20 protein-coding genes are annotated in these 26,467 nt (G+C 73.5%); 16 read left to right on the forward strand and 4 right to left on the reverse strand.

Translation table 11 applies throughout. The features are described from left to right. The first annotated feature begins 5 nt into the window (after window positions 1-5). Window positions 6-2,267: a glycosyltransferase family 39 protein gene (locus FRANEAN1_RS32405; RefSeq protein ID WP_020463908.1), complete on the forward strand. Its 2,262-nt coding sequence runs from the start codon at window positions 6-8 to the stop codon at window positions 2,265-2,267. 550 nt (window positions 2,268-2,817) lie between these two features. After that, window positions 2,818-4,356 (forward strand): bifunctional glycosyltransferase family 2/GtrA family protein, encoded by a 1,539-nt coding sequence (locus tag FRANEAN1_RS32410; RefSeq protein ID WP_347176842.1) that lies wholly within the window; start codon window positions 2,818-2,820, stop codon window positions 4,354-4,356. A 51-nt stretch (window positions 4,357-4,407) separates the two neighbouring features. Here FRANEAN1_RS32410 and FRANEAN1_RS32415 read toward each other — a convergent pair whose 3' ends face one another. Together FRANEAN1_RS32415 and FRANEAN1_RS32420 are read right to left on the reverse strand one after the other, a co-directional pair. Beyond that, complete coding sequence (locus FRANEAN1_RS32415) at window positions 4,408-7,791, reverse strand: pyruvate carboxylase (protein ID WP_020463910.1); 3,384 nt, start codon at window positions 7,789-7,791, stop codon at window positions 4,408-4,410. 259 nt (window positions 7,792-8,050) lie between these two features. Beyond that, window positions 8,051-9,490 (reverse strand): glutamine synthetase family protein, encoded by a 1,440-nt coding sequence (locus FRANEAN1_RS32420; protein WP_085950179.1) that lies wholly within the window; start codon window positions 9,488-9,490, stop codon window positions 8,051-8,053. Window positions 9,491-9,720: 230 nt separating this feature from the next. Between FRANEAN1_RS32420 and FRANEAN1_RS32425 the strand changes: the two genes are divergently transcribed. The 9 genes from FRANEAN1_RS32425 (at window position 9,721) to FRANEAN1_RS32465 (ending at window position 19,814) form a co-directional block, all read left to right on the forward strand. Next, window positions 9,721-10,959: an amidohydrolase family protein gene (locus tag FRANEAN1_RS32425; protein ID WP_041255027.1), complete on the forward strand. Its 1,239-nt coding sequence runs from the start codon at window positions 9,721-9,723 to the stop codon at window positions 10,957-10,959. Between the two features lie 89 nt (window positions 10,960-11,048). After that, window positions 11,049-11,684, forward strand: a complete 636-nt coding sequence (locus tag FRANEAN1_RS32430) for a dTMP kinase (protein ID WP_041256753.1) — start codon at window positions 11,049-11,051, stop codon at window positions 11,682-11,684. A 203-nt stretch (window positions 11,685-11,887) separates the two neighbouring features. After that, complete coding sequence (locus FRANEAN1_RS32435; protein WP_020463914.1) at window positions 11,888-12,844, forward strand: acyl-ACP desaturase; 957 nt, start codon at window positions 11,888-11,890, stop codon at window positions 12,842-12,844. 119 nt (window positions 12,845-12,963) lie between these two features. Then, the gene (locus FRANEAN1_RS40550; RefSeq protein WP_041255029.1) at window positions 12,964-13,458 is read left to right on the forward strand and encodes a hypothetical protein; all 495 of its coding nucleotides are present in this window, start codon (window positions 12,964-12,966) and stop codon (window positions 13,456-13,458) included. Window positions 13,459-13,629: 171 nt separating this feature from the next. Next, complete coding sequence (locus tag FRANEAN1_RS32445) at window positions 13,630-14,442, forward strand: response regulator transcription factor (RefSeq protein ID WP_020463916.1); 813 nt, start codon at window positions 13,630-13,632, stop codon at window positions 14,440-14,442. Further along, window positions 14,439-15,911, forward strand: coding sequence for a HAMP domain-containing sensor histidine kinase (locus FRANEAN1_RS32450; protein WP_020463917.1), 1,473 nt, complete (start codon window positions 14,439-14,441; stop codon window positions 15,909-15,911). The genes FRANEAN1_RS32445 and FRANEAN1_RS32450 overlap by 4 nt, the downstream gene beginning before the upstream one ends. Window positions 15,912-16,192: 281 nt before the next feature. Then, window positions 16,193-17,227: a hypothetical protein gene (locus tag FRANEAN1_RS32455; RefSeq protein WP_020463918.1), complete on the forward strand. Its 1,035-nt coding sequence runs from the start codon at window positions 16,193-16,195 to the stop codon at window positions 17,225-17,227. 401 nt (window positions 17,228-17,628) lie between these two features. After that, window positions 17,629-19,170: a histidine kinase gene (locus FRANEAN1_RS32460; RefSeq protein ID WP_020463919.1), complete on the forward strand. Its 1,542-nt coding sequence runs from the start codon at window positions 17,629-17,631 to the stop codon at window positions 19,168-19,170. Beyond that, window positions 19,167-19,814 carry a response regulator transcription factor gene (locus FRANEAN1_RS32465; RefSeq protein WP_020463920.1) on the forward strand — a complete coding sequence of 216 codons (648 nt, stop codon included), beginning with the start codon at window positions 19,167-19,169 and terminating at the stop codon, window positions 19,812-19,814. Before FRANEAN1_RS32460 ends, FRANEAN1_RS32465 begins: the two co-directional genes overlap by 4 nt. A 48-nt stretch (window positions 19,815-19,862) precedes the next feature. Here FRANEAN1_RS32465 and FRANEAN1_RS32470 read toward each other — a convergent pair whose 3' ends face one another. Further along, window positions 19,863-20,357: an NUDIX hydrolase gene (locus FRANEAN1_RS32470; protein ID WP_347176843.1), complete on the reverse strand. Its 495-nt coding sequence runs from the start codon at window positions 20,355-20,357 to the stop codon at window positions 19,863-19,865. A gap of 210 nt (window positions 20,358-20,567) precedes the next feature. On the opposite strand from FRANEAN1_RS32470, the gene FRANEAN1_RS32475 reads away from it, so the two are divergent. The 4 genes from FRANEAN1_RS32475 (at window position 20,568) to FRANEAN1_RS32490 (ending at window position 23,997) form a co-directional block, all read left to right on the forward strand. After that, entirely contained in the window at window positions 20,568-21,722 is a 1,155-nt protein-coding gene (locus tag FRANEAN1_RS32475; RefSeq protein ID WP_157472870.1) for an ATP-binding cassette domain-containing protein, read from the forward strand. Then, window positions 21,719-22,537 carry an ABC transporter permease gene (locus FRANEAN1_RS32480; protein WP_020463923.1) on the forward strand — a complete coding sequence of 273 codons (819 nt, stop codon included), beginning with the start codon at window positions 21,719-21,721 and terminating at the stop codon, window positions 22,535-22,537. Before FRANEAN1_RS32475 ends, FRANEAN1_RS32480 begins: the two co-directional genes overlap by 4 nt. A gap of 136 nt (window positions 22,538-22,673) precedes the next feature. After that, complete coding sequence (locus FRANEAN1_RS32485; protein ID WP_198145696.1) at window positions 22,674-23,333, forward strand: molybdopterin-dependent oxidoreductase; 660 nt, start codon at window positions 22,674-22,676, stop codon at window positions 23,331-23,333. After that, complete coding sequence (locus FRANEAN1_RS32490; protein WP_020463925.1) at window positions 23,320-23,997, forward strand: cytochrome b/b6 domain-containing protein; 678 nt, start codon at window positions 23,320-23,322, stop codon at window positions 23,995-23,997. The genes FRANEAN1_RS32485 and FRANEAN1_RS32490 overlap by 14 nt, the downstream gene beginning before the upstream one ends. A gap of 74 nt (window positions 23,998-24,071) precedes the next feature. Here the strand turns inward: FRANEAN1_RS32490 and FRANEAN1_RS32495 are convergent, their stop codons facing one another. Continuing rightward, complete coding sequence (locus FRANEAN1_RS32495; RefSeq protein ID WP_020463926.1) at window positions 24,072-24,584, reverse strand: CD225/dispanin family protein; 513 nt, start codon at window positions 24,582-24,584, stop codon at window positions 24,072-24,074. A gap of 537 nt (window positions 24,585-25,121) precedes the next feature. On the opposite strand from FRANEAN1_RS32495, the gene FRANEAN1_RS32500 reads away from it, so the two are divergent. Then, complete coding sequence (locus FRANEAN1_RS32500; RefSeq protein WP_020463927.1) at window positions 25,122-26,405, forward strand: glycosyl hydrolase; 1,284 nt, start codon at window positions 25,122-25,124, stop codon at window positions 26,403-26,405. Window positions 26,406-26,467: the final 62 nt, after the last annotated feature.

Below are 26,467 nucleotides of genomic sequence, written 5' to 3' on the forward strand. Positions count from 1 at the left end.
TTCTTATGCCGACCTCACCGACGCCGTCACCGCCGACCGACCAGTTCGACCACGCGGCCTACGCGAGGGCTGACCGTGCGGCCTACGCGAGGGCTGACCACGCGGCCTACGCGGGGGCTGACCACGCGACCGTTCCGGGCACGCACTGGCCCGCCGGTGCTCCCGGGCGGGCGGGCGGGGCGTCCGGGCGGCATCTGGCCGGCGACGGTCGGATCGGCCGGTTCGCGCGGGGACGTCCCGACGACCCGCGGTGGGTGCGGCCCGCGCTGCTCGGGCTGCTCGCGGCGACGGCCGTCCTCTACCTGTGGGGGCTGGGCGCCTCCGGCTGGGCGAACGCCTTCTACTCGGCGTCGGTGCAGGCCGGCTCGGTGAGCTGGAAGGCGATGTTCTACGCCTCCTCGGACGCCGGGAACTCCATCACCGTCGACAAGCCCCCGGCCTCGATCTGGGTGATGGCGCTCTCCGCGCGCGTCTTCGGCGTGAACGCCTGGAGCATCCTCGTCCCGCAGGCGCTGATGGGCGTCGCCACGGTCGGCCTGCTCTACGCCGCGGTGCGCCGGGCCTTCCCCGCCGGCGCGGCGCTGCTCGCCGGGGCCGTCCTCGCGATCACCCCGGTCGCGACGCTGATGTTCCGGTTCAACAACCCGGACGCCCTGCTCGTCCTGCTGCTGGTCGCCGCGGCGTACGCGACGCTGCGCGCCGTCGAGACCGCGAGTACCCGCTGGCTGGTCTGGGCCGGGGTGTTCGTCAGCTTCGGCTTCCTGACGAAAATGCTGCAGGCGCTGCTGATCGTCCCGGTGCTGGCCCTCGTCTACCTCGTCACCGCGCCGACGCGGTTCACCCGGCGGCTGTGGCAGGTCGGAGCGGGCGCGCTCGGGCTGATCGTCCCCTCCGGGATCTTCATCGCGATCGTCGAGCTCGTCCCCGACTCGGCCCGCCCGTACATCGGCGGGTCGCAACACAACAGCATCCTGGAGCTGACTCTCGGCTACAACGGCCTGGGCCGGCTGACCGGTAACGAGTCCGGCAGCGTCGGCGGCGGCGGCGCGGCGGGCGGCGCCGGTGGTGGCGGCATGTGGGGCTCGACCGGGTGGGGCCGGATGTTCGGCTCCGAGGTCGGCGCCCAGATCTCCTGGCTGCTGCCTACCGCGCTCGCTCTGCTGGTGGCGGGCCTGTGGATCACCCGGCGCGCTCCCCGCACCGATCCCGGACGGGCCGCGCTCGCGGTCTGGGGCGGCTGGCTGCTGGTCACAGGCATCGTGTTCAGCCAGATGCAGGGCATCTTCCACGCCTACTACACGGTCGCGCTCGCCCCGGCGGTCGGCGCCGTGGTCGGCATGGGAGCCGCGACCCTGTGGCGCCGCCGTGAGCACCCGATCGCCGCGGCCACCATGGCCGGCATCCTGGTACTGACCGCGCTGTGGTCCTACGTCCTGCTCGACCGCACACCCGACTGGAACCCGTGGATGCGCTGGGTCGTGCTGATCGTCGGCTTCGCGGCGGCACTGCTGCTCATCGTGCTCTCGCGGCTGCCCCAGGCGGCCCGCGTGGCGGTCGTCGCGGCCGCGCTGGTGGCGGCGCTGCTCGGGCCGTTCGGCTACTCGGTCGCGACCGCGGCCACCCCGCACACCGGCTCCATCCCGTCCGCGGGCCCCGCAGGCTCGGGCTTCGGCGGCCCGGGCGGCGGACCTGGCGGAGGCGGCGGACGGCAGCTGTTCGGCGGTCCTGGCGGCGGCAACGGCGGGGCCCAGCAGGGCACGACGCAGGTCCCCGGCGGCGGCACGGCGCCCGGCGGTACCACGCCGGGTGGGGCGGCTCAGGGCGGCACGCAGGGCGGGCCCGGCGGCGGCATGGGCGGTGGCATGGGCGGCCTGCTCGACGCCGGTAAGCCCAGCGATGAGGTCCTCGCGCTGCTGAAGGCGGACGCCTCGTCCTATACCTGGGTGGCGGCGTCCGTCGGGTCGAACACCGCGGCCGGCTACCAGCTCGCCAGCGGCGATCCGGTGATGGCGATCGGCGGCTTCAACGGCAGCGACCCCTCCCCCACCCTTGAGCAGTTCAAGCAGTACGTGGCGGACGGCCGCATCCACTACTTCATCGGCGGCGGCGGCTTCGGCGGGCAGAACGGCGGAAGCCGGGCGTCCAGTGACATCGCCGCCTGGGTGGCGGCGAACTTCACCGCCACCACCGTCGACGGCACAACCCTCTACAACCTGACCACCCCAACCACCACCGGCACCACCACCAGCGGCACCACCACAGCCTGACCCCGGCTCGGCACAACCGTGGCGGGTGGGTGAGTCCATCGGGACTCACCCACCCGCCACACATCGTTGCGCCCGGCCCAGATGGCCGGGGGGTGGGGGGCGTCCCCTGTCAGGGTGTCGGGGTGGGCCCGTTCTGACGGGCAGTGGAGCCCCAGGTGTCGGGCCGGTTTCGCTTTCACGAGCAGCTGGGCCACGGCCCGCGCCACCACGGCGAGGCCAGACCTGCATCTATCGGACAAAAACCCCGGACATCGGGGTGGCCTGCTCGCCGTTTGGCATCCCGCTCGCCCTTTCAGAGCGAATTTCGCCGGAAATGCCCCTGAAACGGCGAGAAAGAAACTAAATGGCGAGTAGCCGAGCACCAGAAACGGACCCGGGGCTTCCACCGCCAGACCGAGACCCGCCGACGGCCAGGGCACCGGCGACACCACGGCCCGGCCCGGCCGGGGCACCGGCGACAGCGCCCCCGGCCCGACCGGGGGGCGGTCTCACAGCGGGGGCACAGGGATGGCACACGCCGGGCACAGGCCCCGGGCGGACCGTGAACAACATGACGACGGATGCCAGGACCAGCGACAGCAGGGTGACCAGCTCCCACGTGACGGCCACCCGCTCCGCCGAGGCCGAGCGGACCGACCTGGTGCCCAGGCCGCGGGTCGGGCTGCTCCCGGCCGGCCAGCCCGTGCTCGACGTGGTCGTCCCGGTCTACAACGAGGAGAACGACCTGGCGCCCTGCGTGCGCCGGCTGCACGCCCACCTGCGGGGGGCCTTTCCCTATCCGTTCCGGATCACAGTCGCGGACAACGCCAGCACCGACACCACGCTGGCCATCGCCCGAGCGTTGACGGAGGAGCTTCCCGAGGTCTCGGTGATCCACCTGGAGGCCAAGGGACGCGGCCGCGCGCTGCGCGCTGCCTGGGGCGCCTCCACCGCACCCGTCCTGGCCTACATGGACGTCGACCTCTCGACGGACCTGGCCGCGCTGCTCCCCCTGGTCGCTCCGCTGATCTCCGGGCATTCCGACCTGGCGATCGGGACCAGGCTCGCGCCGTCGTCCCGGGTCGTACGCGGGCCGAAGCGGGAGGTGATCTCCCGCTGTTACAACCTGCTGCTGCGCGGCACCCTCGCCGCCCGCTTCACCGATGCCCAGTGCGGTTTCAAGGCCATCCGCGCGGACGTCGCCGCGAGCCTGCTGCCCCTGGTGCAGGACACCGGGTGGTTCTTCGACACGGAGATGCTGGTCATCGCCGAGCGGTGCGGCCTGCGCATCCACGAGGTCCCGGTGGACTGGGTCGACGACCCGGACAGCCGGGTGGACGTACTCGCGACCGCGATGGCGGACCTGAAGGGCGTCGCCCGGCTCGCCCGGGCGCTGGGGACGGGCGCCCTGCCCGTCGCGCAGCTGCGCCACGAGTTCGGACGGGCTCCGCTGACCTGGACAGGCGCCGCGGGTGCGGGCGGGACCGCCAGACCCACAGCGACGACGACTGGAGCCGGAGTGCAGGGAGGAATGCCCGAGGCCACCGGGCCCGGAGCCGCAGAAGCCGCGGCCACCGGATCGGTGGCGCCCGGATCCGCGGTGACCGGAGTGCCGGCCGGGCTGACCGGACAGCTGCTGCGGTTCGCCGGGGTGGGGATCGCCAGCACACTGGCCTACCTGGTGCTGTTCGTGCTGCTGCGCACCGCGACCGGGGCCCAGGCCGCGAACCTGATCGCGCTGCTGGTGACGGCGGTCGCGAACACGGCCGCCAACCGCCGGCTCACCTTCGGGGTCACCGGCCGCGGCGACGCCGGCCGCCATCACCTGCAGGGGCTGTTCGTCTTCGCCATCGGGCTGCTCCTGACCAGCGGCTCGCTGGCCGCGCTGCACGCGGCGAGCGACTCCCCGGGGCGGTTCCCGGAGGTCAGCGTGCTCGTGCTGGCGAACCTGGCGTCGACGGTGGTCCGGTTCCTGCTGATGCGCGCCTGGGTGTTCCACCCGTCCCGGCTGCGCCGCCCGGCCGGCGGGGCGACCCCGTCAGCGGACGGCGGCCTGGGCCGCCCGGGCGACGTCCCGGGCCGCTCCGGGCACGGCGCGCACCGGCTCTGAGGCCCCGGTGCCCCGTCCGCCGGGTGCCGGCGGACGGGGTCCGGAGGACGGTCAGGGGCGCAGGATCAGGAGGAGGTCGCCGACCTCTACGGATTCGCCGCTGGAGCGGACGAGTTCGGCGATCTTCCCGGCGGCCGGGCTGGTGACCGCGGCCTCCATCTTCATGGCCTCGACCACGGCGAGTTTCTGGCCCTTCTCGATCTCGTCGCCGGCCGCGACGGCGAAGGTGACGATCCCGGGCAGGCCGGCGCCGACGTGGGTGGGGTCGGACGGGTCGGCGCGCCGGGCCGCGGTGGCCGTCGCCTTGATCGAGTTGTCGCGGACCCGAACCGGGCGGGGCTGGCCGTTGACCCGCAGGTAGAGGGTGCGCATGCCGCCGCTGTCCGGCTCGCCCACCGTCTCCAGCGTCACGATGATCTCGACTCCGGGTTCGAGCATGACGCTCGCCGGGCGGCCGGGGACCAGGCCGAACAGGAACGCCTCGGTGGGGATCACCGAGGAGTCGCCGTAGGTGGCGACGGCCTTGCGGTAGTCCTTCCACGGGCCGGGGAACAGCAGCCGGGACAGCGCCGCCCGCCGGCCGGCGCCGGGCTCGGCCAGCGCGGCGGCGTCCTCGGTGGCGAGGGTGGCCGCGGGCGGCTCGGGACGGCGGCCGGCCAGCGCCCGCTCCCGGAACGGCTCGGCGAAGCCGGCCGGGGGTGTGCCGAGTTCGCCGGCCAGGTAGCCCAGGACGCTGGCGGGCAGGTCGTACTCCTCGGGATGCTCACGCAGCCGGTCGACGTCCACCGAGCCGCCGGCGATGAACAGCGCCAGGTCACCGACGACCTTGCTGGTCGGGGTGACCTTGATCGGCTTGCCGAGCAGGTCGTTCGCCACGGCGTAGCACTCGGTCACCTGGGCCCAGCGGTCGCCGAGGCCGAGGCTGATGGCCTGCTGGCGCAGGTTGGTGAGCTGCCCGCCGGGGATCTCGTGCCGGTACACCGCGCCGGTCGGCGCGCGCAGCCCGGCCTCGAACGGCGAGTAGAGATCGCGCACGGCCTCCCAGTACGACTCCATCGCCGACAGCGCGCCGAGCCGGATGCCGGTGGCCCGCGGGGTGTGGTCGGTGGCGGCGACCAGGGCGGAGAGGTTCGGCTGGCTGGTGCCGCCGGACATCGGCGCGGCCGCCGCGTCGACGGCGTCCACCCCGGCCTCGTTGGCCGCGATCAGGGTGGCGAGCTGACCACCGGCGGTGTCGTGGGTGTGCAGGTGGACGGGTACGTCGAAGCGCTCCCGCAGCGCGGCGACCAGCGCGTGGGCGGCGGCCGGGCGCAGCAGCCCGGCCATGTCCTTGATCGCCAACACGTGCACGCCGGCCTGCACGAGCTGGTCGGCCAGGCGCAGGTAGTAGTCGAGGGTGTAGATCCGCTCGCCGGGGTCGGTCAGGTCGCCGGTGTAGCACAGGGTGCCCTCGGCGACGGCGTTCGTCTCCAGCACGGCGGCGATCGCCGGGCGCATCTGCTCGATGTCGTTGAGCGCGTCGAAGATCCGGAAGATGTCGAGCCCGGCGGCCGCCGCCTCGGCGACGAACGCGCGCACGACGTCGTCCGGGTAGGGGGTGTAGCCGACGGCGTTGCGCCCGCGCAGCAGCATCTGCAGGCAGATGTTCGGCACCGCCGCCCGCACCGCCGTCAGGCGCTCCCACGGGTCCTCGGCGAGGAAGCGCAACGCGACGTCGTAGGTGGCCCCACCCCAGCACTCCAGGCTCAGCAGGTTCGGGGTGAGCTCGGCGAGCGCGGGCGCGGCGGCCAGGATGTCGAAGCTGCGCAGCCGGGTCGCCAGCAACGACTGGTGCGCGTCACGCAGCGTGGTGTCGGTGACTGCCAGCGCCGTCCGCCCCCGCAGGTCCGCCGCCCACCCGGCCGGCCCCAGCTCGGTCAGGAGCTGACGCGACCCGGCCGCCGGGGTGTCGGTCGGGTGCAGCGGCGGGAGCAGCGTGCGCGGCTCCGTCAGAGCCACCCCCGCCGGGCGGGCGTGCCCGTTCACCGTGCTCTCCGCCAGCCGGGCCAGCATGCGGCTCGTCGCGTCCCCGTCGTCGAGGGCGTTCACCAGGCCGGGGCGCTCGTCGATGAACGAGGTCGTGACCCCGCCGGCCAGGAAGTCGGGGTCTTCGAGCAGCCGGCCGAGGAACTCGATGTTGGTGCGCACGCCGCGGACCCGGAACTCGCCCAGCGCCCGCCGGGCGCGCCGGGACGCCTTCTCCAGCGTCGAACCACGCGCGGTCAGCTTCACCAGCAGCGAGTCGAAGTACGGGCTGACCTCCGCCCCCGGGTAGGTGGCACCGTCGAGGCGGACCCCGGGCCCGCCCGGCGACTGGTAGAAGGTGATCGTCCCGGTGTCGGGGCGGAAGCCGTCCGAGGGATCCTCGGTCGTCACCCGGCACTGGATCGCGGTGCCCCGAAGAGCGATCGCGTCCTGGGTGAGGTTCAGGTCGATCAGGCTCTCCCCGGCGGCGACCCGCAGCTGCGCGGCGACGATGTCGACACCGGTGACCTCCTCGGTCACCGTGTGCTCGACCTGGATGCGCGGGTTCATCTCCATGAACGTGAACGCGCCGTCGGCCCCGACGAGGAACTCCACCGTCCCGGCGTTCACATAGCCGACGTGACGGGCGAAGCGCACCGCGGCCTCGCACAGGGCGTCGCGGATCGGTTCGTCCAGCGCCGGCGCCGGGGCGATCTCGACGACCTTCTGGTGCCGGCGCTGCACCGAGCAGTCCCGCTCGAACAGGTGGATCACGTTCCCGTAGCCGTCGGCGAAGACCTGCACCTCGACATGACGCGGCCGCTCCACCGCCTGCTCCAGGAAGACCGTGCCGTCCCCGAACGCGGCCGCCGCCTCACGCGACGCACTCGCCACCGCCTCCGCGAGGTCCTCCGGACGCAGCACCCGGCGCAGCCCGCGCCCGCCACCACCCGCCGACGCCTTCACGAACAGCGGGAACCCGACCTCGGCCGCGGCCTCCTGCGCGCCGACGCCGTCCGGCAGCGGCTCCGAGGCCCGCAGCACCGGCAGCCCCGCGGCGATCGCCGCGTTACGGGCCGCCACCTTGTCACCCGTCAGCCGCAGCACAGCCGGCGGCGGGCCGACGAACGTCACGCCAGCCGCCGCGCATGCCTCCGCCAGCACCGCCGACTCCGACAGGAACCCGTAACCCGGGTGCAGCGTGTCGGCGTCCGCCTGCTTGGCGACCCGCAACAACGCGTCGATGTCGAGGTAGCCACGCACCGGATGACCCGGCTCGCACAGCTCGTAGGCCTCGGACGCCTTCGTGCGGTGCAGCGCGGAGACATCCTCGGGGGTGTAGACAGCCACCGTCCGCAACCCGAGCTCGTGCGCGGCCCGGAACACCCGAACCGCGATCTCACTGCGGTTTGCCACCAGTACCTTGCGCACGCGCGGCTCCTCACGAACGTCGGCGGTACGTCTCACACAGACCGAGGTCCGCCAATTCTGTGCGGATTCCCCGCTGGGCGCCAAAGGTCGTGACATGTGACGCCACCCGAGGGCATGGGTTTGCCTACCCGTGACTCGGTGGTACCCAACCACGCCGTCAGGCACGGAACCGTCCACACGCGCTGCGTCACCGGCCGGGCGCGGCCGCCGCGCCCGGCCCGACGCCGACCGGTCGGCCCGGAAACACCGGAGGGTCGGCTCAGTAACGCCAGCGGAGCCGGTCGGCGATCTCGGCCGGATCCGCTCCGGCGAACAGCTCGATCTCGCCGCGGCGGACCGCGACGAGCGTCGCGTGCAGCTCGGTGCCCAGGGCATCGCGCAGCACCTCGTCCGCCTCGAAGGCGGCGACCGCCTCGCCGAGCCCGGTCGGCAGCCGGCGGATCCCGCGTCGGGCGCGCTCCGAGCCGTCCAGGCTGGCCGGATCGCACCCGACCGGCTCCGGCAGGACGGCGGCGCCCGCTCGGCGCGGATCATCGAGGCACTCCAGGCCGGCGAGCCCGGCGGCCAGCACTCCACCGACGGCCAGGTACGGGTTCGCGGCCAGGTCGAAGCACTTGACCTCGACGTTCGCCGTCCCCGGCTCCCCCTCGGCCCCGACGATCAGCCGGATCGCGGCCTCCCGGTTCTCCAGGCCCCAGCACGCGAACGCCCCGGCCCAGTGCGACGGCACGAGGCGCAGGTAGGAGGCCACACTCGGGGCACCGAGAGCCATCAGGGCGGGCAGCCGTCCGAGGATGCCCGCGACGAACGCCTCGCCCGGCACGGTGAGGCCGTACGGTCCCGTCCCGCCGGACATCAGACTCGTCCCGCCGGTGCCGGAGCGACGGACCTCACCGGTGCAGCCGCCGTCCCTGTCCCTGTCGCGGTCGCGGTCGCGGTGCAGGCTGAGGTGGAGGTGACCGCCGTTACCCACGCTGCCGGCGAGGACCTTGGGCGAGAACGAGACCCGCAGCCCGTGCCGCAGGGACACCGCCCGCACCGTCTCCCGGATCAGCATGGCGGTGTCGGCGGCCCCGAGCGGGTCCTCCGCCGCGACCGACACCTCGAACTGCCCGGCGGCGTACTCCGGATGGATCTGCAGGACGGCGATCTCCTGGCTGGTCAGGGCGACGACCAGATCCCGCAGGTAGTCGGAGAGCTCGACCACCCGGGTCATCCCGTACGCGGGCCCGGAGCAGGCGGGGGCGAAGTCGTCCCGGCCGGCCGGGGAGACCGTCCACTCGATCTCGAACCCGGCGCGGCAGCGCAGCCCGCGCCGGGCCAGCCGCGCGGTCTGGGCACGGACGAAGGCCCGGCAGTCCTGCGCGTGCGGCCGGCCGGCGAGGTCGAAGCGGTCGGCCGGCGCCCAGGCCCAGCCGGGCTGTGCGTGCAGGCGGGTGAGCCGGCGGAGGTCCGGGCGCAGGCGCAGGTCACCGACCGGTCCGCCGGCGTGCCGGGTGACGAGCGTGGAGTCGTCGACAAGGAACGCGTCGAAGGTCGGTGACGCGCCCACGCCGTGCGTCACCGCATGGGCCAGGCGGCTCACCGGCACGCCCTTCATCCGGGTGATGCCGGCGTTGTCCACCCACGTGAGCGCGACCGCCACGACGTCCTGGGATGTCAGTTCGGCCGCCACCGACTCAGCCGCGTGGTGGTTCATGACCGGCATGATCCCCGAGAACAGGCCCGGTCGCACACCGGCACCGTCCACAGGCGGGTACACCCGAAATCCCCGGTAGACAGCAGACATGCTGGCTTCGCGGTTCGGTTGTCCCCAGACCGAGGGCATTAATCCACAAGTTATCCACAGGCTGTGACTGACGGTGGATGCCGGTGGCCGACTAACCTCCGTCAGCAGGCATGCGCGGGCAGTGAAACGGGCACGATCATGTGGTGCTGCCGTGCGTGGAGAGCCTCTCCCTGGTCGATCATCACTGTCACGGGCTGCTCCTGCGCGACCTCGACCGCCCCGACTTCGAGCGGATGCTCACCGAGGCCGACGAGCCGGGCCCGGCCGGGACGACCCTCTTCGACAGCCACATCGGGTTCGCCGTACGCCGCTGGTGCGCCCCCGTCCTCGACCTGCCCCGGCACGCCGCGCCGGACGTCTACCTCGCGCGGCGCCGGGAGCTCGGCGTCGAGGAGGTCAACCGGCGCTTCCTGCGCGCCGCCGGCATCGGCGCGTTCTGCGTCGACGCCGGCTACCTGCCCGAGCCGCTGACGTCGGCGACCGAGCTCGCCACCGCCGGCGGCGGGACGGGCCACGACATCCTGCGGCTGGAGCGCCTCGCCGAGGCGCTGGCGGTCGACATCCTCACCGGCCAGCTCGGGGTGACCCACTTCGCCGACACCGTCCGCGAGCGGGTGACCGGCGCGAGCCCGACGACCGTGGGCCTCAAGTCGGTCGCCGCCTACCGGGTCGGCCTCGACCTGCCGGCGACCCGCCCCACCGACCGGGAGGTCGCGGCCGCCGTCCGCGACTGGCTCGGCCTGATCCGCCGCGGCGTCCCCATCCGGCTCGCCGACCCGGTGCTGCACGCGTTCCTGATCTGGACGGGCGTGGACGCCGGCCTGCCGGTGCAGATCCACGTCGGGTACGGCGACGCCGAGCTCGACCTGCACCGGTGCAACCCGCTGCTGCTCACCGGCCTGCTGCGGGCCCTCGCGCCGACCGGGGTGCCGGTGATGCTGCTGCACTGCTACCCCTACCACCGGGAGGCGGGGTACCTGGCCCAGGTCTTCCCGACCGTCCACCTGGACGTCGGGCTCGCCGTGCACAACGTCGGGCGCCGCGCCCCGGCGCTGCTGGCCGAGGCACTCGAGCTCGCCCCGTTCAGCAGGTTCCTGTTCTCCACCGACGCGTTCGGGCTCGCCGAGCTCTACCTGCTCGGCGCGCGGCTGTTCCGGCAGGCCCTGTCCACCGTGCTCGGCGACGGCATCGCGGACGGCGACTGGACCGACGACGACGCCCGGCGCGTCGCCGAGCTCATCGGAGCGGGCAACGCCCGGCGCATCTACCGCCTCTCGGAGCCGGGGCGCGAGACGACCGCCGTCACGTCGTCGCGTTCCTCCGGCCGGTCGAGCGGTCCCCGGGTCACCGCGCCGGCTCCCGCTACGCTTGAGGATTGATGACCAGCACCGGGACTGACCAGCATGACCAGCACCTCGGCCACCCCTGCGACCTCGGCGTGGCCGGCACCGGGCGGGCGGGCGGCCCGATGATCGTGGCGATCGAGGGGGTCGACGGCGCGGGCAAGAACACACTGACGTCCCGGCTGGTCGAGGCGGTGACCGCGACCGGGCGCACCGCCGGCACCTTCGCCTTCCCGCGCTATGCCGCGGGCCCGCTGGGCACGGCGGTGCGGGCGATGCTCGACGGCGACGAACGGCTTGCCGGCCTGGCCGGTTCGGCCCGCGCGACCGCGCTGCTGTTCGCGCTCGACCGGGCGAACGCCCTGCCCGAGCTGGCGAGGTGCGTGGCCGCGTACGACGTGCTGATCGTGGACCGCTACCTCGGCTCGAACGCGGCCTACGGAGCAGCCCGGCTGCCCGCCCCCGAGCGCGCCGAGTTCCTCGACTGGATCGCCGAACTCGAGCTGACGCGGCTGGGCCTGCCCCGGCCCGACCTGCAGGTGCTGCTGGACGTCCCGGTGGAGACGGCGCGGGCCGGGGCGCGGGCCCGCGCGGCGGAGGATACCGCCCGGGCGTTGGACACCTTCGAGAGCGACGCGGGCCTGCAGGCGCGCTGCGCCGAGATCTACCTGTCGCTGGCCGCCGACAGCTGGGTCGCGCCCTGGCTGGTCGTCGACCGCGAGTCGGGCGCTCCGAAGATCCTCAGCGCACTGTTCGGCTGACGCCGGACTCGGCTGACGCCGGGCGTACCGTTCCGCGTTCCGCGGGACCCCATTTCGTCCCCGAGTTGTCCCGGGATGGCGAGATGGTCCCTGACCGGTCGGACGGTAGCCAGCCGGAACTGTTTCCAGGGAACAGATCCGTCCCTGGATTCCACACCCTGCGGCCATGGCGGCGAATCAAGGCGCGATGGAAGAGTTCACCTATGGGATCACCTACGGACATCGATTTGTTGCGTGAGCTGGAACCGGTCGCCGAGACCAACGTCAACCGGCATCTCGGGCTCGCCGCCGAGTGGATGCCGCACGAGTACGTGCCGTGGAGCCTGGGCCGCGACTTCGACACGACCCCGTGGGAGCCCGGCCAGTCCTCGCTGTCCGAGGCCGCCCAGATGGCCTTCGAGGTCAACCTGCTCACCGAGGACAACCTGCCCAGCTATCACCGCGAGATAGCCGTCGCGTTCGGCCGCGACGGCGCGTGGGGGACGTGGGTCGGGCGGTGGACCGCCGAGGAGGGCCGGCACGCGATGGCCATGCGTGACTACCTCCTGGTGACCCGGGCGGTCGATCCTGTGACGCTCGAGCGTGACCGGATGCTGCAGATGCAGCGCGGCTACGACTCCGGCGGCAAGACCCCGCTGGAGGCCATGGCCTACGTGTCGTTCCAGGAGCTGGCCACCCGGGTCAGCCACCGCAACACCGGACGGGTCACCGGCGAGCCGATCGCCGAGAAGCTGCTCACCCGGGTGGCGGCGGACGAGAACCTGCACATGATCTTCTACCGGAACCTGGTGGCCGCGGCGCTGGGCCTGACACCCGACCGCATGGTCCCGGTCATCCGCGACGAGATCGTGAACTTCCAGATGCCCGGCACCGGCATCCGCGACTTCGGCCGCAAGGCCCGCTACATCGCCCAGGCGGGCATCTACGACCTGCGGATCCATCACGACGACGTCGTCTCGCCCATCCTTCGGCACTGGAAGCTCCTCGAGCTGGAGGGGCTGTCCGGCGAGGCCGCGAAGGCCCGCGACGAGATCGGCGCGTTCATGGCCGGCCTCGACGCACTGGCCACCCGGCAGGAGGAGAAGAAGGCCGCCGCCCAGGCCCGCCGCGCGGCGCGCGAGGACCGCGAGCAGCAGACCGCGGCGGTTCCGGTCGGCTGAGCCGGGGGAACAAGGGGGTACTGCTCGTAACTGCTGCCCGACATCCGTAGTGTCCGTGGCGTGTCGGCCGGATCATCCGGTCGCATCAGCCCGACAACGGACGGAACGGACGGAGCGCAGTGAGCGAGCATCGCGGATCCGCGCGCCGGATCTCCCCGATCCAGGCGGCGTTCGGAGTGCTGGCAGGAATCGTCCTGCTGGTCGCAATTCTGCTCAGTCAGAAGGGCGGCAGCCCGGAATCCACCGCCGCGGCGCAGTCCTGCCAGGCCGGTGACGGCGGTTCCGGCACGCCGTGCACCTCCCCGGCCCCGACAACGACACCCACCGGCGGCACCGCCTCCGGCACTCCGAGCCCGCCCGGCTCGGGCTCCGGGACCAAGCAGCAGGGGACCGCGCCGCCCGGCTCGGGTGCTGGCGACGAGACCGTCGCGGCGGGCAGCTCGGGCACCCGGCCGGCCGGCTCGACGTCCACGGCGGGCACCCGCCCGGCCGGGGCGTCGGGATCCGCGCGCTCCCCGCGGCCGCGCCCGGGCGGCGGCCACGGCCAGGAGCCGGTCCTCGACCTCCGGCTCCCCCCGGTCCCCGTGCCCACCTGCGTCGTCGACTGCCGCTGACCCCGCGTCGTCCACTGCCGTTGGCACCGCGGCACCGCGGCGCCGTGCCGCCGGCGCCGCCACGGCTCACACGTTCCTCTCATGTCGTGCGGGTTTCCTCAGGGCACGCCGCGCCTCCGCCCGCCCCGCCGGGGCGCGTGCCCGGACGCCGGCTGTTCGAGGATGGGTGAGATGAGGGACGCATCGCGGCCACCGCGGTTCGGCGAGGACGCCGCCACGCCGCCACGGGCCCCCCGGGTCCTGGTCGTCGACGACGAGCCCAACATCGTCGACCTCGTCCGGATGGCGTTGCGCTTCCACGGCTTCGACGTCGTCACGGCGGCCACCGGCCAGGAGGCGCTCACCCGAGCCGCCGCCGACCAGCCCGACCTGCTGATCCTGGACGTCATGCTGCCCGACGCCGACGGGTTCGAGGTGTGCCGGCGGCTACGCGCGGACGGGGCGGAGGTCGCCGTCGTCTACCTCACGGCCCGCGACGCGCACCGGGACAAGATCACCGGTCTCACCTACGGCGGCGACGACTACATCACCAAGCCGTTCGCCGTCGAGGAGCTGATCGCGCGGGTGCGGGCGGTGCTGCGCCGGACCCGCCGTCCCGCACCGGAGCCGTCGCCCGCGCCGGGCCTGCTCACCTACGCCGACGTCGAGCTCGACCCGGACGCCCACCTGGTACGCCGGGCGGACCAGCCGGTCGAGCTCTCCCCCACCGAGTTCTCCCTGCTGCGCTACTTCCTGCACAACCCGAACCGGGTGCTCTCCCGCGCCCAGATCCTGGCCGCGGTGTGGGACCGCGACTTTGACGGCGAACCGACCGTCGTCGACCAGTACGTCAGCTACCTGCGGCGCAAGCTCGGCCAGCACGGGCCGCCGCTCATCCACACCCAGCGCGGCTTCGGCTACGCCCTGCGCGCCCCCGCCCCCGCCCCCGCGCCCGCCCCCGCGCCCGCCGCCGGCCCCGGCGCCGCGCCCGAGCACTCCCGATGACGCTTCGCCTGAAGCTCATGCTCGGCCTGGTGGCGTTGACCGCCACCGGCCTCATCCTGACAATCGTCGCGACGGTCGTCGCCCTGCGCGGCTACCTCGTCGACCGCGTCGACGTCCGACTGCGGGCCGTCGAGCAGGTCACCCGGCTGCCGCTGGCCGCGGTGCTGGCCGGGGCGCCCACGGGCAGCCGGCCCGTGCTGGAGCGGGCGATCGCGCCCACCGACTACGTGGTGGAGGCCCGCCGGACCGACGGCGAAATCCTACGGGTAGCGGGTCCGGCGGACCGTTCCCAACCACTGCTCGCCGAGATCGCCACGGGGAAGGCCACCGGGGAGACCACGGGGACGACCGCGCCGCCGGCCGACGGCACCCCGTTCACCGTGACCCACAGTGGCGAGCGGTACCGCGCGGTGCTCGACCACGTCCCCGGCGGCGAGGTGCTGATCGCCCAGCCGCTGGCGACCGTCCGGGACACCCTGCGCCGGCTGGTCGTCGCAGCGGCGGTCGCGGCGCTGGTCATGCTCGCCGCCATCGCCACGCTGGCCTGGCTGCTGCTCACCCGCGGCCTGCGCCCGCTGCGCGTCGTCGCGAGCACCGCGTCCGCGATCGCCGCCGGCGACCTGTCCCGCCGGGTGCCGGAGGGCCCGCCGCGCTCGGAGACCGGGCAGCTCAGCCGGGCGCTGAACATCATGCTCGGCCAGATCCAGGCCGCCTTCACCGCCCGGGTCGCCTCCCAGAACAACCTGCGCCGCTTCGCCGCCGACGCCTCGCACGAGCTGCGCACGCCGCTGACCTCGATCCGCGGCTACGTCGACCTGCTGCGCGCCGGGATGGTCCCGCCGGCCGAGACCGACGACACCCTGCGGCGGGTGGCCGAGGAGACCGCCCGCATGCAGACCCTCGTCGACGACCTCCTCTACCTCGCGCACCTCGACGAGCTGCGCCCCCGCGACCGGGTGGTGGACGTCGACCTGGTCACGATCGCCGAGGACGCGGCGGCGAACCTGCGGGCCGTCGACCCCGGCCGCCCGGTCACCGTCGAGGTCGAGGCCGGTCCCGAGGCCGGCCGGCACGTCCTCGGCGATCCGGACGCGCTGCGCCAGCTGCTGGGCAACCTGCTGACGAACGCCCGCGTGCACACCCCCGCGGGCACCACGGTGACCGTTCGGGTCACCGGATGGGACGCGGCCACCCCGGCCCAGGACCGCGCGGCCGTCCTGGCGGTCGAGGACGGCGGGCCCGGCATGCCGCCGGAGGTCGCGCGGCACGTCTTCGACCGGTTCTACCGGGCGGCCGGAAGCAGGGCCCGGGGCCGCTCCGGCAGCGGCCTCGGGCTGTCGATCGTCGCGGCCACGGCGGCCGCGCACGGCGGCCGCGCCGAGGTGAGCAGCACCCCCGAGGGGGGCACGACCTTCCGGGTGTACCTGCCCGGGGGCGTTTCCGACCAGACCCCCGCTGACCTGGCCTGACCTGCCACGGACGGCCCGTCCCGGCCCGCCGGAAAGGGGCGGAAAGGGCGATCCGGACGAAGTCGCCGGCTGGCCCTGGGCGGCGCACCCGGGTCGACGTGAGGTCTGACACGGCCTCCTGACGTACCAGTGGGTGCACAGGTAATTCTGTTTCTTCTCGCATCCGGCTCACAGGCGGACGGTGTGCGCTCGGCTCAGGACCCGGCCGAGCCCGGCCGACGTGAGCGTGATCAGACGAACACGAGCACCTGGCCTCCAGCACGGATCTTCGAGGAGCCGCCATGCCGCCCGCCACGCCGCCCGCCACCAGCCCGCGCCCATCCACGACCGCCCGGGGCCCGGTCGACCGGCGTCCAGCCGTCGGGGGCCGGGCCGCACGGCGCGGTGTCCGCCGCTCCCGCACCGAGGCGGCCGTGCTGGCGGTGATCTGCGGCGCGGTGGTGGGCACCCTCGCCGACCGACTGGCGGCACGGATCGCCGTGTCGCGGGCGAGCCGCCGCCTCGGCGGACGTCTCGGCGAGCTAGGCGCGACGGTCCGCGTGCGCCCGCCGAGCTTCCCGTACCTGCTCAACGCCGCCACCGGACGGCCGTCCACCCTGGAGCTCTCCGCGACCGCCACCTACGGCGAGCTGCGCCGCCTGCGCAGCGGCTGCGACGCCCACGGCAACACCTGGGACGACCCGTCCTTCGCGCTGATGTCGCTGTTCGGCGGCTACGCCGGGGTGTTCGGCGACTCCTGCGGCCCGATCGTCCGGCCTGACCGGGCCGGGGGCGGTGCCGGCGGCCGGGCGCGGGGCGGAGTCAGAGGCGGCGACGGGGGCGCGCTCCCGACCGGCCGCACCGACGCACTCGACGACCTCGGCGGCTCTGAGGGCTTCGGTGACCTCGGCGACTTCGGCGGCCTGGACGGCTTCGGCGGCATCGAGGGCCTCGGCGAGCTCGGGGGCCGTGGCGGCGTCGGGGACAGTTGCCGCGCACGGCGGCCATCCCCCACCCGGTGGACCGAGATCACCTACGGCGGAGACGAGCGACTGTCCATCGGCACCGAGATCGAGCTGCCGGACCGCTCGCTGCCGGTACGGATCATCGGCACCCCCCTCGTCCGGGACGGCCGGCTCGCTCTGCTTCCCGAGGAGATCGTCCTGGGAAACCAGCGACTGCCCGGCGAGCTGATGACACCGGCGCACACCGCGGTCTTCGCCGAGCCGGTCGTGCTCCTGCCCTCCTTCCCCCGGGGCACCCGCCTCGCCGACGTCGTCGCGACCCCCGAAGGCCTCCGTCTGCGCCTGGAGCAACGCGACCCCGCCCGCCGCTGACCACGGCGGCCGGGTGAGTCCCGGCTGTCACTCAACCGCCGCAGTGACTCGGCACCGTGCGTAAAGACCTGGCCGCCGCGAACCGCGGTCGATCGTGGTGTTCCGTGGAACACCAGAACGTCCGTGGAACACCAGAACGTCCGTGCCAACCGGCGCCGTACGTCGGCTCGGGTACGAGTGGATACGTCCGCGGACGGATGACCGCCCTGCCCGGGGTCGCTACCGTCGGAGCGGTGGAGGGAACCCGGCGAGCCGAGGGAGCCCCGCGGGCCGAGGAACACTCGCGGGCTGCGAGCCCCTCACGAGCTGAGCACACCTCACAGACTGAAAGCACCGCACAGACTGAAAGCACCGCACAGGCCGAGCGCACCTCACAGGCGGAGCGCCCATCTCGGACCGGAGTGCGTGACCGGGCGACCCGACTGACCGCGGCACGCGGCCTGTGGAACCGCCTGGAGGTCATCGCGGGACTCGAGGGCTTCCCCCGTTACCCGGGCAGCGCGCTGATCGCGCGGATTCCCGCCGGACCGGCCCGCCGAGCCGGGACCGCGGTGGCCGGTGACGTCCTGCCCACCGCCGTCGTCGGCCTGATCCTGCTGGTCGGGTCGACGAACGCTTCGAAGGACCAGATCCCGCCCGGGCACGCCCTGGACGGGGTCGCCTACCTGCTCCTGGCGCTGGCGGTGGCCGTCTTCCCGTTGCGCAGGTACGCCCCGCGGGTCCTGCTCGCCGCCGAGACCCTGATCATCGGCAGTTACACCGCCATCGGCTATCCGCACGGGCCGGCGACGCTCGCGGTCGCCGCGGCCGCCTTCACCGTGGGCGTGCGGGTGCCCGCACGGGTGACCGGCCGCGCGGCGAAGATGTGCGCGGCGGTGCTGCTGCTCGCCAGCATGGCGTCGTTCTCCCGCGGCTACCTCGACAGCAGGTGGGATCTCGTCTACACCTGCCTCGGTGTCCTCTGCGTGGCCTTCATTCCGGCTTTGCTGGGCGCGCTGCTGCGGCTGAGCCGGCTGTCCTCGGCGCGGGCGGAGGAGGAGGCCACCCGGCGGCGGATCGAGCAGGAGCGGCTGCGGATGGCCCGCGAGGTCCACGACGTCGTCGGCCACGGGCTCTCGATCATCTCGCTCCAGGCAGCGGTGGCTCTGCATGTGCTCGACCGGCGGCCGGAGCAGGCGCAGATCGCGCTGGAGGCGATCCGCCGCACCAGCGTGGACGCACTGGACGAGCTGCGGGCGACCCTCGCCCTCACCCGCGCCCGCGACGCCCGGTCCAGAGCCGGGAACGCCCGGGAAGCGGAAAGCACCGTGCTCGCCGGGAACACCATGCTCTGCGGGAACACCGCGCTCGCCGGGAACACCGCGCGTCCAGCGCACCCCGGAGGCGACAGAAGCGCCGAGCACTTTGGAAGCCGGGCCGGAGGCGCGGAGCGCGCCGGGCGCGGCGAGGGCACCGGGCGCGGCGAGGGCGCGGCGGGCACCGATCCCGGTGAGGCGCTCCGGACGCCGTTGACCGGGCTGAGCCGGCTGCCGGGGCTGGTCTCCGAGGTCCGGCTGTGCGGCATCGCCGTGGAACTGGTGACCGATGGTGATCTTGCCGGCCTGCCCGCCGAGGTCGATCTCGCCGCCTACCGGATCGTCCAGGAGTCGCTGACGAACGTGCTGCGGCACGCCGGACCGGCCCGGGCCCGGGTCACCCTCCGCTCCACCGCGGACCACCTGGAGGTCGAGATCGTCGACGAGCCCACCGAGCGCAGCGCCGACCTGCCCGCCGACGGTGACCCGCTCGTCCGCTCGACCGGGCACGGGCTGCGCGGCCTGCGTGAACGCGTGGACGAGCTCGGCGGGTCCCTGACGGCGGGCCCGCGTCCGCAGGGAGGATGGAGCGTGCGCACCGACCTGCCCACGCCGGCCGTGTCCCGCCGCTCCGGAGGGGCCCGGTGATCCGGGTCGTGGTCGCCGACGATCAGCCTCTCGTCCGTCTCGGGCTGAAGGTCCTGATCGAGACCGAGGACGACCTCGAGCTCACCGGCGAGGCCGAGGACGGCCAGGCCGCGCTGGCCCTGGTCCGCCGCACCCGCCCGGACGTCGTCCTCCTCGACATCAGGATGCCCGTCCTGGACGGCCTCGCCGCCCTGCGCGCGATCACCGCCGACCCCGCGCTGACCGACACCCGCGTCGTCATGGTCACCACGTTCGAGTTGGACGAGTACGTCTTCGAGGCTCTGCGCAACGGCGCGTCCGGGTTCGTCCTGAAGGACACCGAGCCCGCGGACCTGCTCCGCGCGATCCGGGTCGTCGCCGCCGGCGAGTCGCTGCTCTCCCCCACGATCACCCGCCGCGTGATCGAGACGTTCGCCCGGCGCCCGGCGGCGCCCGCCGCCGTGGACCTGACCAGTCTCACCGTCCGGGAACGCGAGGTGATGGGCCTGGTGGGGCTGGGCCTGTCCAACGACGAGATCGCCGCCCGGCTCGTCATCAGCCCGGCGACGGCACGAACCCATGTGAGCCGGGTGATGGTCAAGCTCTCCGCCCGGGACCGCGCCCAGCTCGCCGTCCTCGCCAACCAGGCAGGTCTGGCCGGCTGATCGCCGGGGACGACGCTCGCACCAGCGGCGTACCGTCCCGGCGGTGCGTCAGTTCGGCGGCGCGCCGTCCTCGAGGTAGATCGTCGCGCCGCCGGCGCGCGCTGTCAGGCAGGCGGCCACCCGCCGCGCCAGCAGCGGTGCCATGAGGCCGGGCAGCTCGTCCGCCGTCACGAACGACCAGGCGGCGAGCTCGTCGGCCGGCAGTCGGATGCCGGCCGCCTCGTCCGGTGTCAGCACGCCGCCGTCGAACACCACGATCAGACCCTCGGTGCGCTCCGGCCCGGGCGGTACCCAGTCGACGGCCAGTAACCGCCCGAGGGCGCGGTCCAGGCCCAGCTCCTCGGCGAGCTCGCGGCGGGCCGCCACCAGGGGTGCCTCGTCCGCCTCGACCACACCGCCCGGCAGATCCCATCCGGGCCGGTATGTCGGGCACACCAGCAGGACGCGGCCGGCGCCGTCGACGAACAGCACCCCGGCCGCCATCCGCTTACGGGGCAGGCTGTTCCGCCAGGCCCGGGCAGATGAGGCGCCGGGAGTCTCCACGCCCGCCACCGTAACGCCGACCGAGACCGGCGACGACCGGCGACGACCGGCGACGACCGGCGAGCAGCGTCCAGGACAAACGACGACCAGGCGCGGCCTCGGCACCGCGAAGTGCGTACGGCCGCGTACGCGGGAATGCGTCCGGTTGCGCAGACAGATGACGATCGTCGCCGGACGACGCGAGATCGCGCTACGGCCAGTCTGATCGGCATGACGACAACGACGAGCACCCCCGGTCTGGACGCCCGGACACGGGCCCCGGTGGCCGACCCCCCGCTCACCGAGATCCCGGACGGCCTCCGGGGCACCGGGCTCCCGGGTGGCCCCCCGGCCGCGATCGACGTCCGCGGGCTGACCAAGCGTTACGGGCGGCGGACGGTCGTCCGGAATCTCGACATCACCGTGCCGACCGGCGTGGTCGCCGGGTTCGTCGGCCCGAACGGGGCGGGCAAGACCACAACGCTGCGGATGCTGCTCGGCCTCGTCCGGCCGAGCGAGGGCAGCGGGACGATCCTCGGCGAGCCGCTGGGCGAGCCGGCCCGGTACCTGCCCCGGGTGGGCGCGCTGATCGAGAGTCCGGCGCTGTACCCGACGCTGTCCGGACGCCGCAACCTCGCGTCGCTGGCGGTGCTCGCCGGGCAGAACCCGGCCGGCGCCGACGCGATCCTGGACGAGGTCGGGCTGGCCGGCCGCGGCGACGACGCCTTCCGCACCTATTCGCTCGGGATGAAGCAGCGGCTCGCCATCGGCGCGGCGCTGCTCTCCGACCCGGACCTGCTCATCCTGGATGAGCCGACGAACGGCCTCGACCCCAGCGGCATCCGGCAGATGCGGGCGCTGGTCCGCTCGCTGGCCGACGGCGAGCGGGACGCGGGCGCGAACGGCCGGCCGCGCACCGTCCTGGTCTCCTCCCACCTCCTCTCGGAGGTCGAGCAGATCTGCGACTGGATCATCGTGGTGGAGCAGGGCCGGCTCGCCTACCAGGGCCCGACTGACGGTCTGATGGCCTCCACGACCAGCCGGGTCGAGCTGCGCCCCGAGCACGCCGATTCCCTCGGGATGCTGGCGGACCTGGTGGCCGGCTTCGGGCTGCCCGTGGACCGGGCGGGCAACCGGCTGCTCGTCGAGCTCGACCACACCGCGCCGGCCGCCGTCCCCGGGCCGGACGGGCCGGACGGGCCGGACGCCGTCCTGGCCGGGCTCAACCGGGCCGCGCTCGCCCGCGGCATCACCCTCGTCGAGATCACCCGGCAGCGGACCAGCCTCGAGGACCGCTACCAGGGCCTGGTCGAAAGCACCCGAGAGACCACCCGAAGCACCGGCACCAGCAGCACGAGCACCAGCACCAGAGGGGAAGCCCGATGACCGGCGTCTACACCGTGGCGCGCAGCTACCGCGCCGAGCTGATCAAACTGCGCCGGCCGAGCACGGCGCTGGCCATGGCCGTCCTCGGGTTCCTCACCGTCCTGTCGACGGTGCTGGTCATGGCCCTCGCCGACGAGAAGCCGACCCCACCGGGCCCCGGCGCCGGGCCGGGCTTCGATCTCTCCCTCACCCAGCTCGCCTCGTCCCAGGGCCTGATTCTGGGCTTCCGCGGCGGCACGACCTTCATCGGACTGCTCATCTTCGTGGTCTTCGCGATCAGCATGACCACCGAGTACGGCCAGGGGACGCTGCGCACCCTGTTCCTGAAGGAGCCCCGCCGGCTGGGCTGGCTGGCCGGACGGCTCGGCGTCATGCTCTCCGCCGTCGCGGTGTCGCTGGTCGCCGCCCTCGGCCTGAGCGTCGCCGCCGCGACGGTCATGGCCGCCATCCGGGACGTCGACACAAGCGCGTGGTGGACGTCGGCCGCCCTCGGTGAGGTGGCGGGCGCCTACGCGAACGCGCTGCTCGCGGCCGTCTTCTTCGCCCTCGTCGGCACGATGCTGGGAATCCTGCTGCGCTCGACGAGCGCCGCGCTGCTCATCGGCATCGCGTGGATGTTCCCGATCGAGCACATCGTCCAGGAGTCGTGGAGCGGTGCCACCAGGGTCCTGCCCGGGCTCGTCTTCGACGCGGTCGGCCGGGGCGGCCTGCCCGACGCCTCCTACGGGCCGGCGCTACTCACCGCCGTCGCGTACGCGCTGGTGGCGGCCGCGATCGGAGCGGTGAGCCTGCGCCGCCGGGACGTCACGGCCTGACGGGATCCGCCGTGCGCTCCCGTCCGACAGGGGGATTCGTCCATCTCGCCCAGGCGGGTGGCCGGATCTCCCCGTCGCGGCGTTGACTGTGTGCATGGCCGAAGGGACACCGGTGGGACGGCGGGTCGTCTTCGCCATGCTCGGCCTCGGGGCGCTGGGCGTCGCCGTCGGCGCGGACGTGCAGCGCGGCACCGACCAGTTCGTCGCCCCACTGCGCGAGAACGACCCGACGGGGCTCACCGACCTGCTCCCCTCCGGCGGGTTCCGCTACTACTCCGTCGTCGCCTCCGTGCCGGAGCGGACATCCGCGGACTACGAACTGCGGGTCCACGGCCTGGTCGACCGGCCCCTCACCCTCACCCTGGACGATCTCTCCCGGATGCCACAGACCGAGCTCGTGCGCGACTTCCAGTGTGTGACGGGCTGGCGGGTCACCAGCGTCCGCTGGACGGGCGTGCGCCTCGCGGACCTGCTGGACGCGGCCGGCACCCGCCCCGGGGCGACTGCGCTGACCTTCCGTTCTTTCGACGGCGCCTACGCCGAGAGCCTGACGATCGACCAGGCCCGCAGGCCCGACGTCCTGGTCGCCCTCACCATGCTGGACGGCCCGATCACCCACGATCATGGTGGCCCCGTCCGGCTGTACGTGGCGCCGATGTACGGCTACAAGTCCATCAAGTGGCTCGCCGAGATCGAGGTGGTCGACACCGTCACTCCCGGGTTCTGGGAGCAGCGTGGCTACGACGTCGACGGCTGGATCGGAAAGTCGAACGGCCGCGACGATGAGCCCGTATGAGGATCCGGCCGGGAACCCTGAGGATCCGGCCGAGGCGACGGCCGGAGACGGGGCGGCGGCGTTCGTCCGCCGGTTCGGCCCGGCGACCCGCTGGGCGCACTGGAGCACCGCGGCGCTGACGGCGGTGTGCCTGGCGACGGCGGCCGTCCTGTATCTCGGGCCGCTGGCGACGCTGGTGGGCCGGCGCCAGCTGGTCTCGGCGGTGCATCTCTACGCCGGGCTCTCCCTGCCGGTACCGATGCTGGCCGCGGCCCTCTCCGCCGCATACCGGCATGACCTCGCAGAGCTCGACCGCTTCACCCCCGCCGACTGGAAGTGGCTACGGACGAGACCACGCCGCCGGCACACCGACGCGGTCGGCAAGTTCAACGCGGGGCAGAAGCTGTACGCCGCGTTCGTCGCAGGTGCCATGCTCGTCATGCTCGGCACCGGTGTGATCATGGAGTTCGGCGGCGCCTTCGCCGTCACCTACCGCACCGGTGCCACCTTCGTGCACGATCTGCTGGCCCTCGGCCTGTTCGCCGGGATCTGCGGCCACCTGTGGATGGCCTCCCGCGACCCGGCCGCCCGGCTCGGGATGCGCACCGGCGTGGTCCCCCGCCCCTGGGCCCTGCGCGAACACCCCGCCTGGCACACCGAACCCGACGCACCGCCGACCGAGTGACCCGACTTGCCGGTCCGCGGCCAGGTCTCAGACCGACCAGGCCACGGACCGGCACAGCGCGGGCCGGGAGAGTCCTAGCCCGAGTAGGTACCCGAGGCGTTGGAGTCGAGTGCGCCGGAGGCGCCCAGGACGAAGCCCAGGACGACGACGACCAGGCCGACCCCGAACGAGACGATGCACCAGGTCTTGGCCTTGCTGGACGCGTCCAGGGCCCCGGCGTAGTCACCGATCTGCTGACGGCTCTGGACCTTCGTCGCGTAGACGATCGCGACGATGCCGGCGGGCAGGCAGCACAGCAGGGTGCAGGCGATCGACTGCCACAGGTAGGTCGGGATCGGCTGGCCGTAGGGCGGCGGCGGGCCGAAACCGCCGGGCTGCCCCTGCATCGGCGGCGGATAGCCACCTTGCTGGGGGTAGCCACCGAAATCCTGTGGGGCCCCGTAGCCGCCGGGGGGCGGCCCGTACCCGCCGGGCGGGGGAGGCGGCGCCCCCCAGCCGCCCTGGGGTGGGTTCTGTCCGCCGGCGTTGGGGTCGTAGCCGCCGGGGCCGTAGCCGCCGGGCGGCGGGTACTCGGGTGGCTGGGACACGTCGTCTCCAGAGGGTGGTTCCGACCCCGACGGGCCCGGCCATGACCGGATCCCGCACCGGCGGCCCCGCCGGCACCCACCGGATCCGGAACTGGTGCCGGCGGACGTGCCTGGCAGCACCGTTGCCGATGCGCCTCACAGGCACCGTTACACACGAGGACGCGGACGCTCCGCGCGGCGGACATTGTGCCACACGCGACACCCGCACCCCCGAAAGAGACACCATCGTCAACACGAACTACTTAAGAGCAACAGCATCACTTTTGTTTGTCGCCTAGGCGACAGGAGCGGCCCGAAACAACCATCCGCTACACAGGGCGACAGTCCGTGCAGGATCCCTCCCCCCGTCTACCTGGCCATGTGAACCCGTGTACTCTGCCGTCACAACTGTCTAGTCACGTCACAGTGACCGGAGGAATTCGCCAGCCAAGGCATGTGGGAGTCGTCCGCTTCGTCACGAAGCAGCGGGTGGGGATCGGGGGGTCCACAACGACACCGCCCGGCACGCCAGATGCCAGGCACGGAGGGATATCCGCGGTGAGACATCGTGCGGAGGGTGAGCCCAACCCCCCGAACACACGGACCGGCGCGCACAAGCGGCGCCGTCCCACCCGCAACCCCGCGTGGATCGCGTCGCTCGGCGTCATGGCCCTCGTCGCCATGGCCGTCGGCTGGACGCTCGCCCCAGACCACGACGGCACCGGCTCGGCCGTGGTCGAGGCCTCGGCCATCGACGCCAAGAGCCTGCGCGGCCCCCGAACGAACGCCCCGCCCGGCAACGGACCGACCGGCACGGCCGCGCCCTCGGCGGCGGTGAGCCCCAGCCCGTCGCCGGTTCCGGCCGCCACCACCCAGGCACCGCCGACGTCACCGCCCGCACGCGCGCCGCAGGCCGCCGCCGTACCACCGCCGGCCGCGCCGGCGGCCCCGGCCGGCGGTGGCGGCGGCCGGGTCCCCGGCGGGATGAGCGGCGTCTACGCGAACTCGATGGCCACGGTCCGCAACTGGGAGGGCCTGCGCGGCTCACCGGTGAACGTCGTCCTGACCTTCGCCGACCGCGGCAGCTGGGGGACGATCACGCATCCGTGGCTCGGCAGCGGCCCGGAGAAGTTCTCGACCTTCCCCGGCACCTGGGTCATCTCGCAGCCGTTCTTCCCGACCGGCCAGGGCAGCATCGCGGCCTGCGGGTCCGGCGCCTACAACAGCCAGTGGGCGGAGTTCGGCCGGTGGCTGGTCGCCAAGGGCCGGCCGGCGTCCATCGTCCGGCTCGCCTGGGAGTTCAACGGCAACTGGTTCGAATGGTCGGTGCGCGGCAATCCCACCGCCTACGTGAACTGCTTCCGCCAGGTCGTCAGCGCGATCCGGTCGACCGACCCGCAGGCCCGCATCGACTGGGCGATGAACGCCCACAGCACCAGCCCGTGGGCGGCCTACCCGGGTGACGAGTACGTCGACATCATCGGGATCGACTCCTACGACCAGTGGCCCGCCAGCACCACCCCGGCGAAGTTCGACGAGCAGTGCAACCAGGCGGTGGGCCTGTGCTCGGCGATCCGCTTCGCCCGCCAGCACGGCAAGCAGTTCTCCGTGCCCGAGTGGGGCCTCGTCGCGAAGTCCGACACCGAGGCGGGCCGGGCCGGGCAGGCCGGCGGTGACAACCCCGTGTACATCCAGAAGATGTACGACACCTTCCGGGCCAACGCCGACGTCCTGGCCTACGAGACGTACTTCAACGACTCGAGGGCCGGGAACGTCCACTCCTCGCTGGTCTCCCCCAACGAGAACCCGAACAGCGCGGGCACCTACGCGTCCCTCTGGTAGCCGTCCCGCAGCGAAATGTGGCGGTTCAGAGAGTCCATGGACTCTCTGAACCGCCACATTTG

The sequence above is a fragment of the Parafrankia sp. EAN1pec genome (assembly GCF_000018005.1).
Taxonomy (GTDB): Bacteria; Actinomycetota; Actinomycetes; order Frankiales; family Frankiaceae; genus Parafrankia; species Parafrankia soli.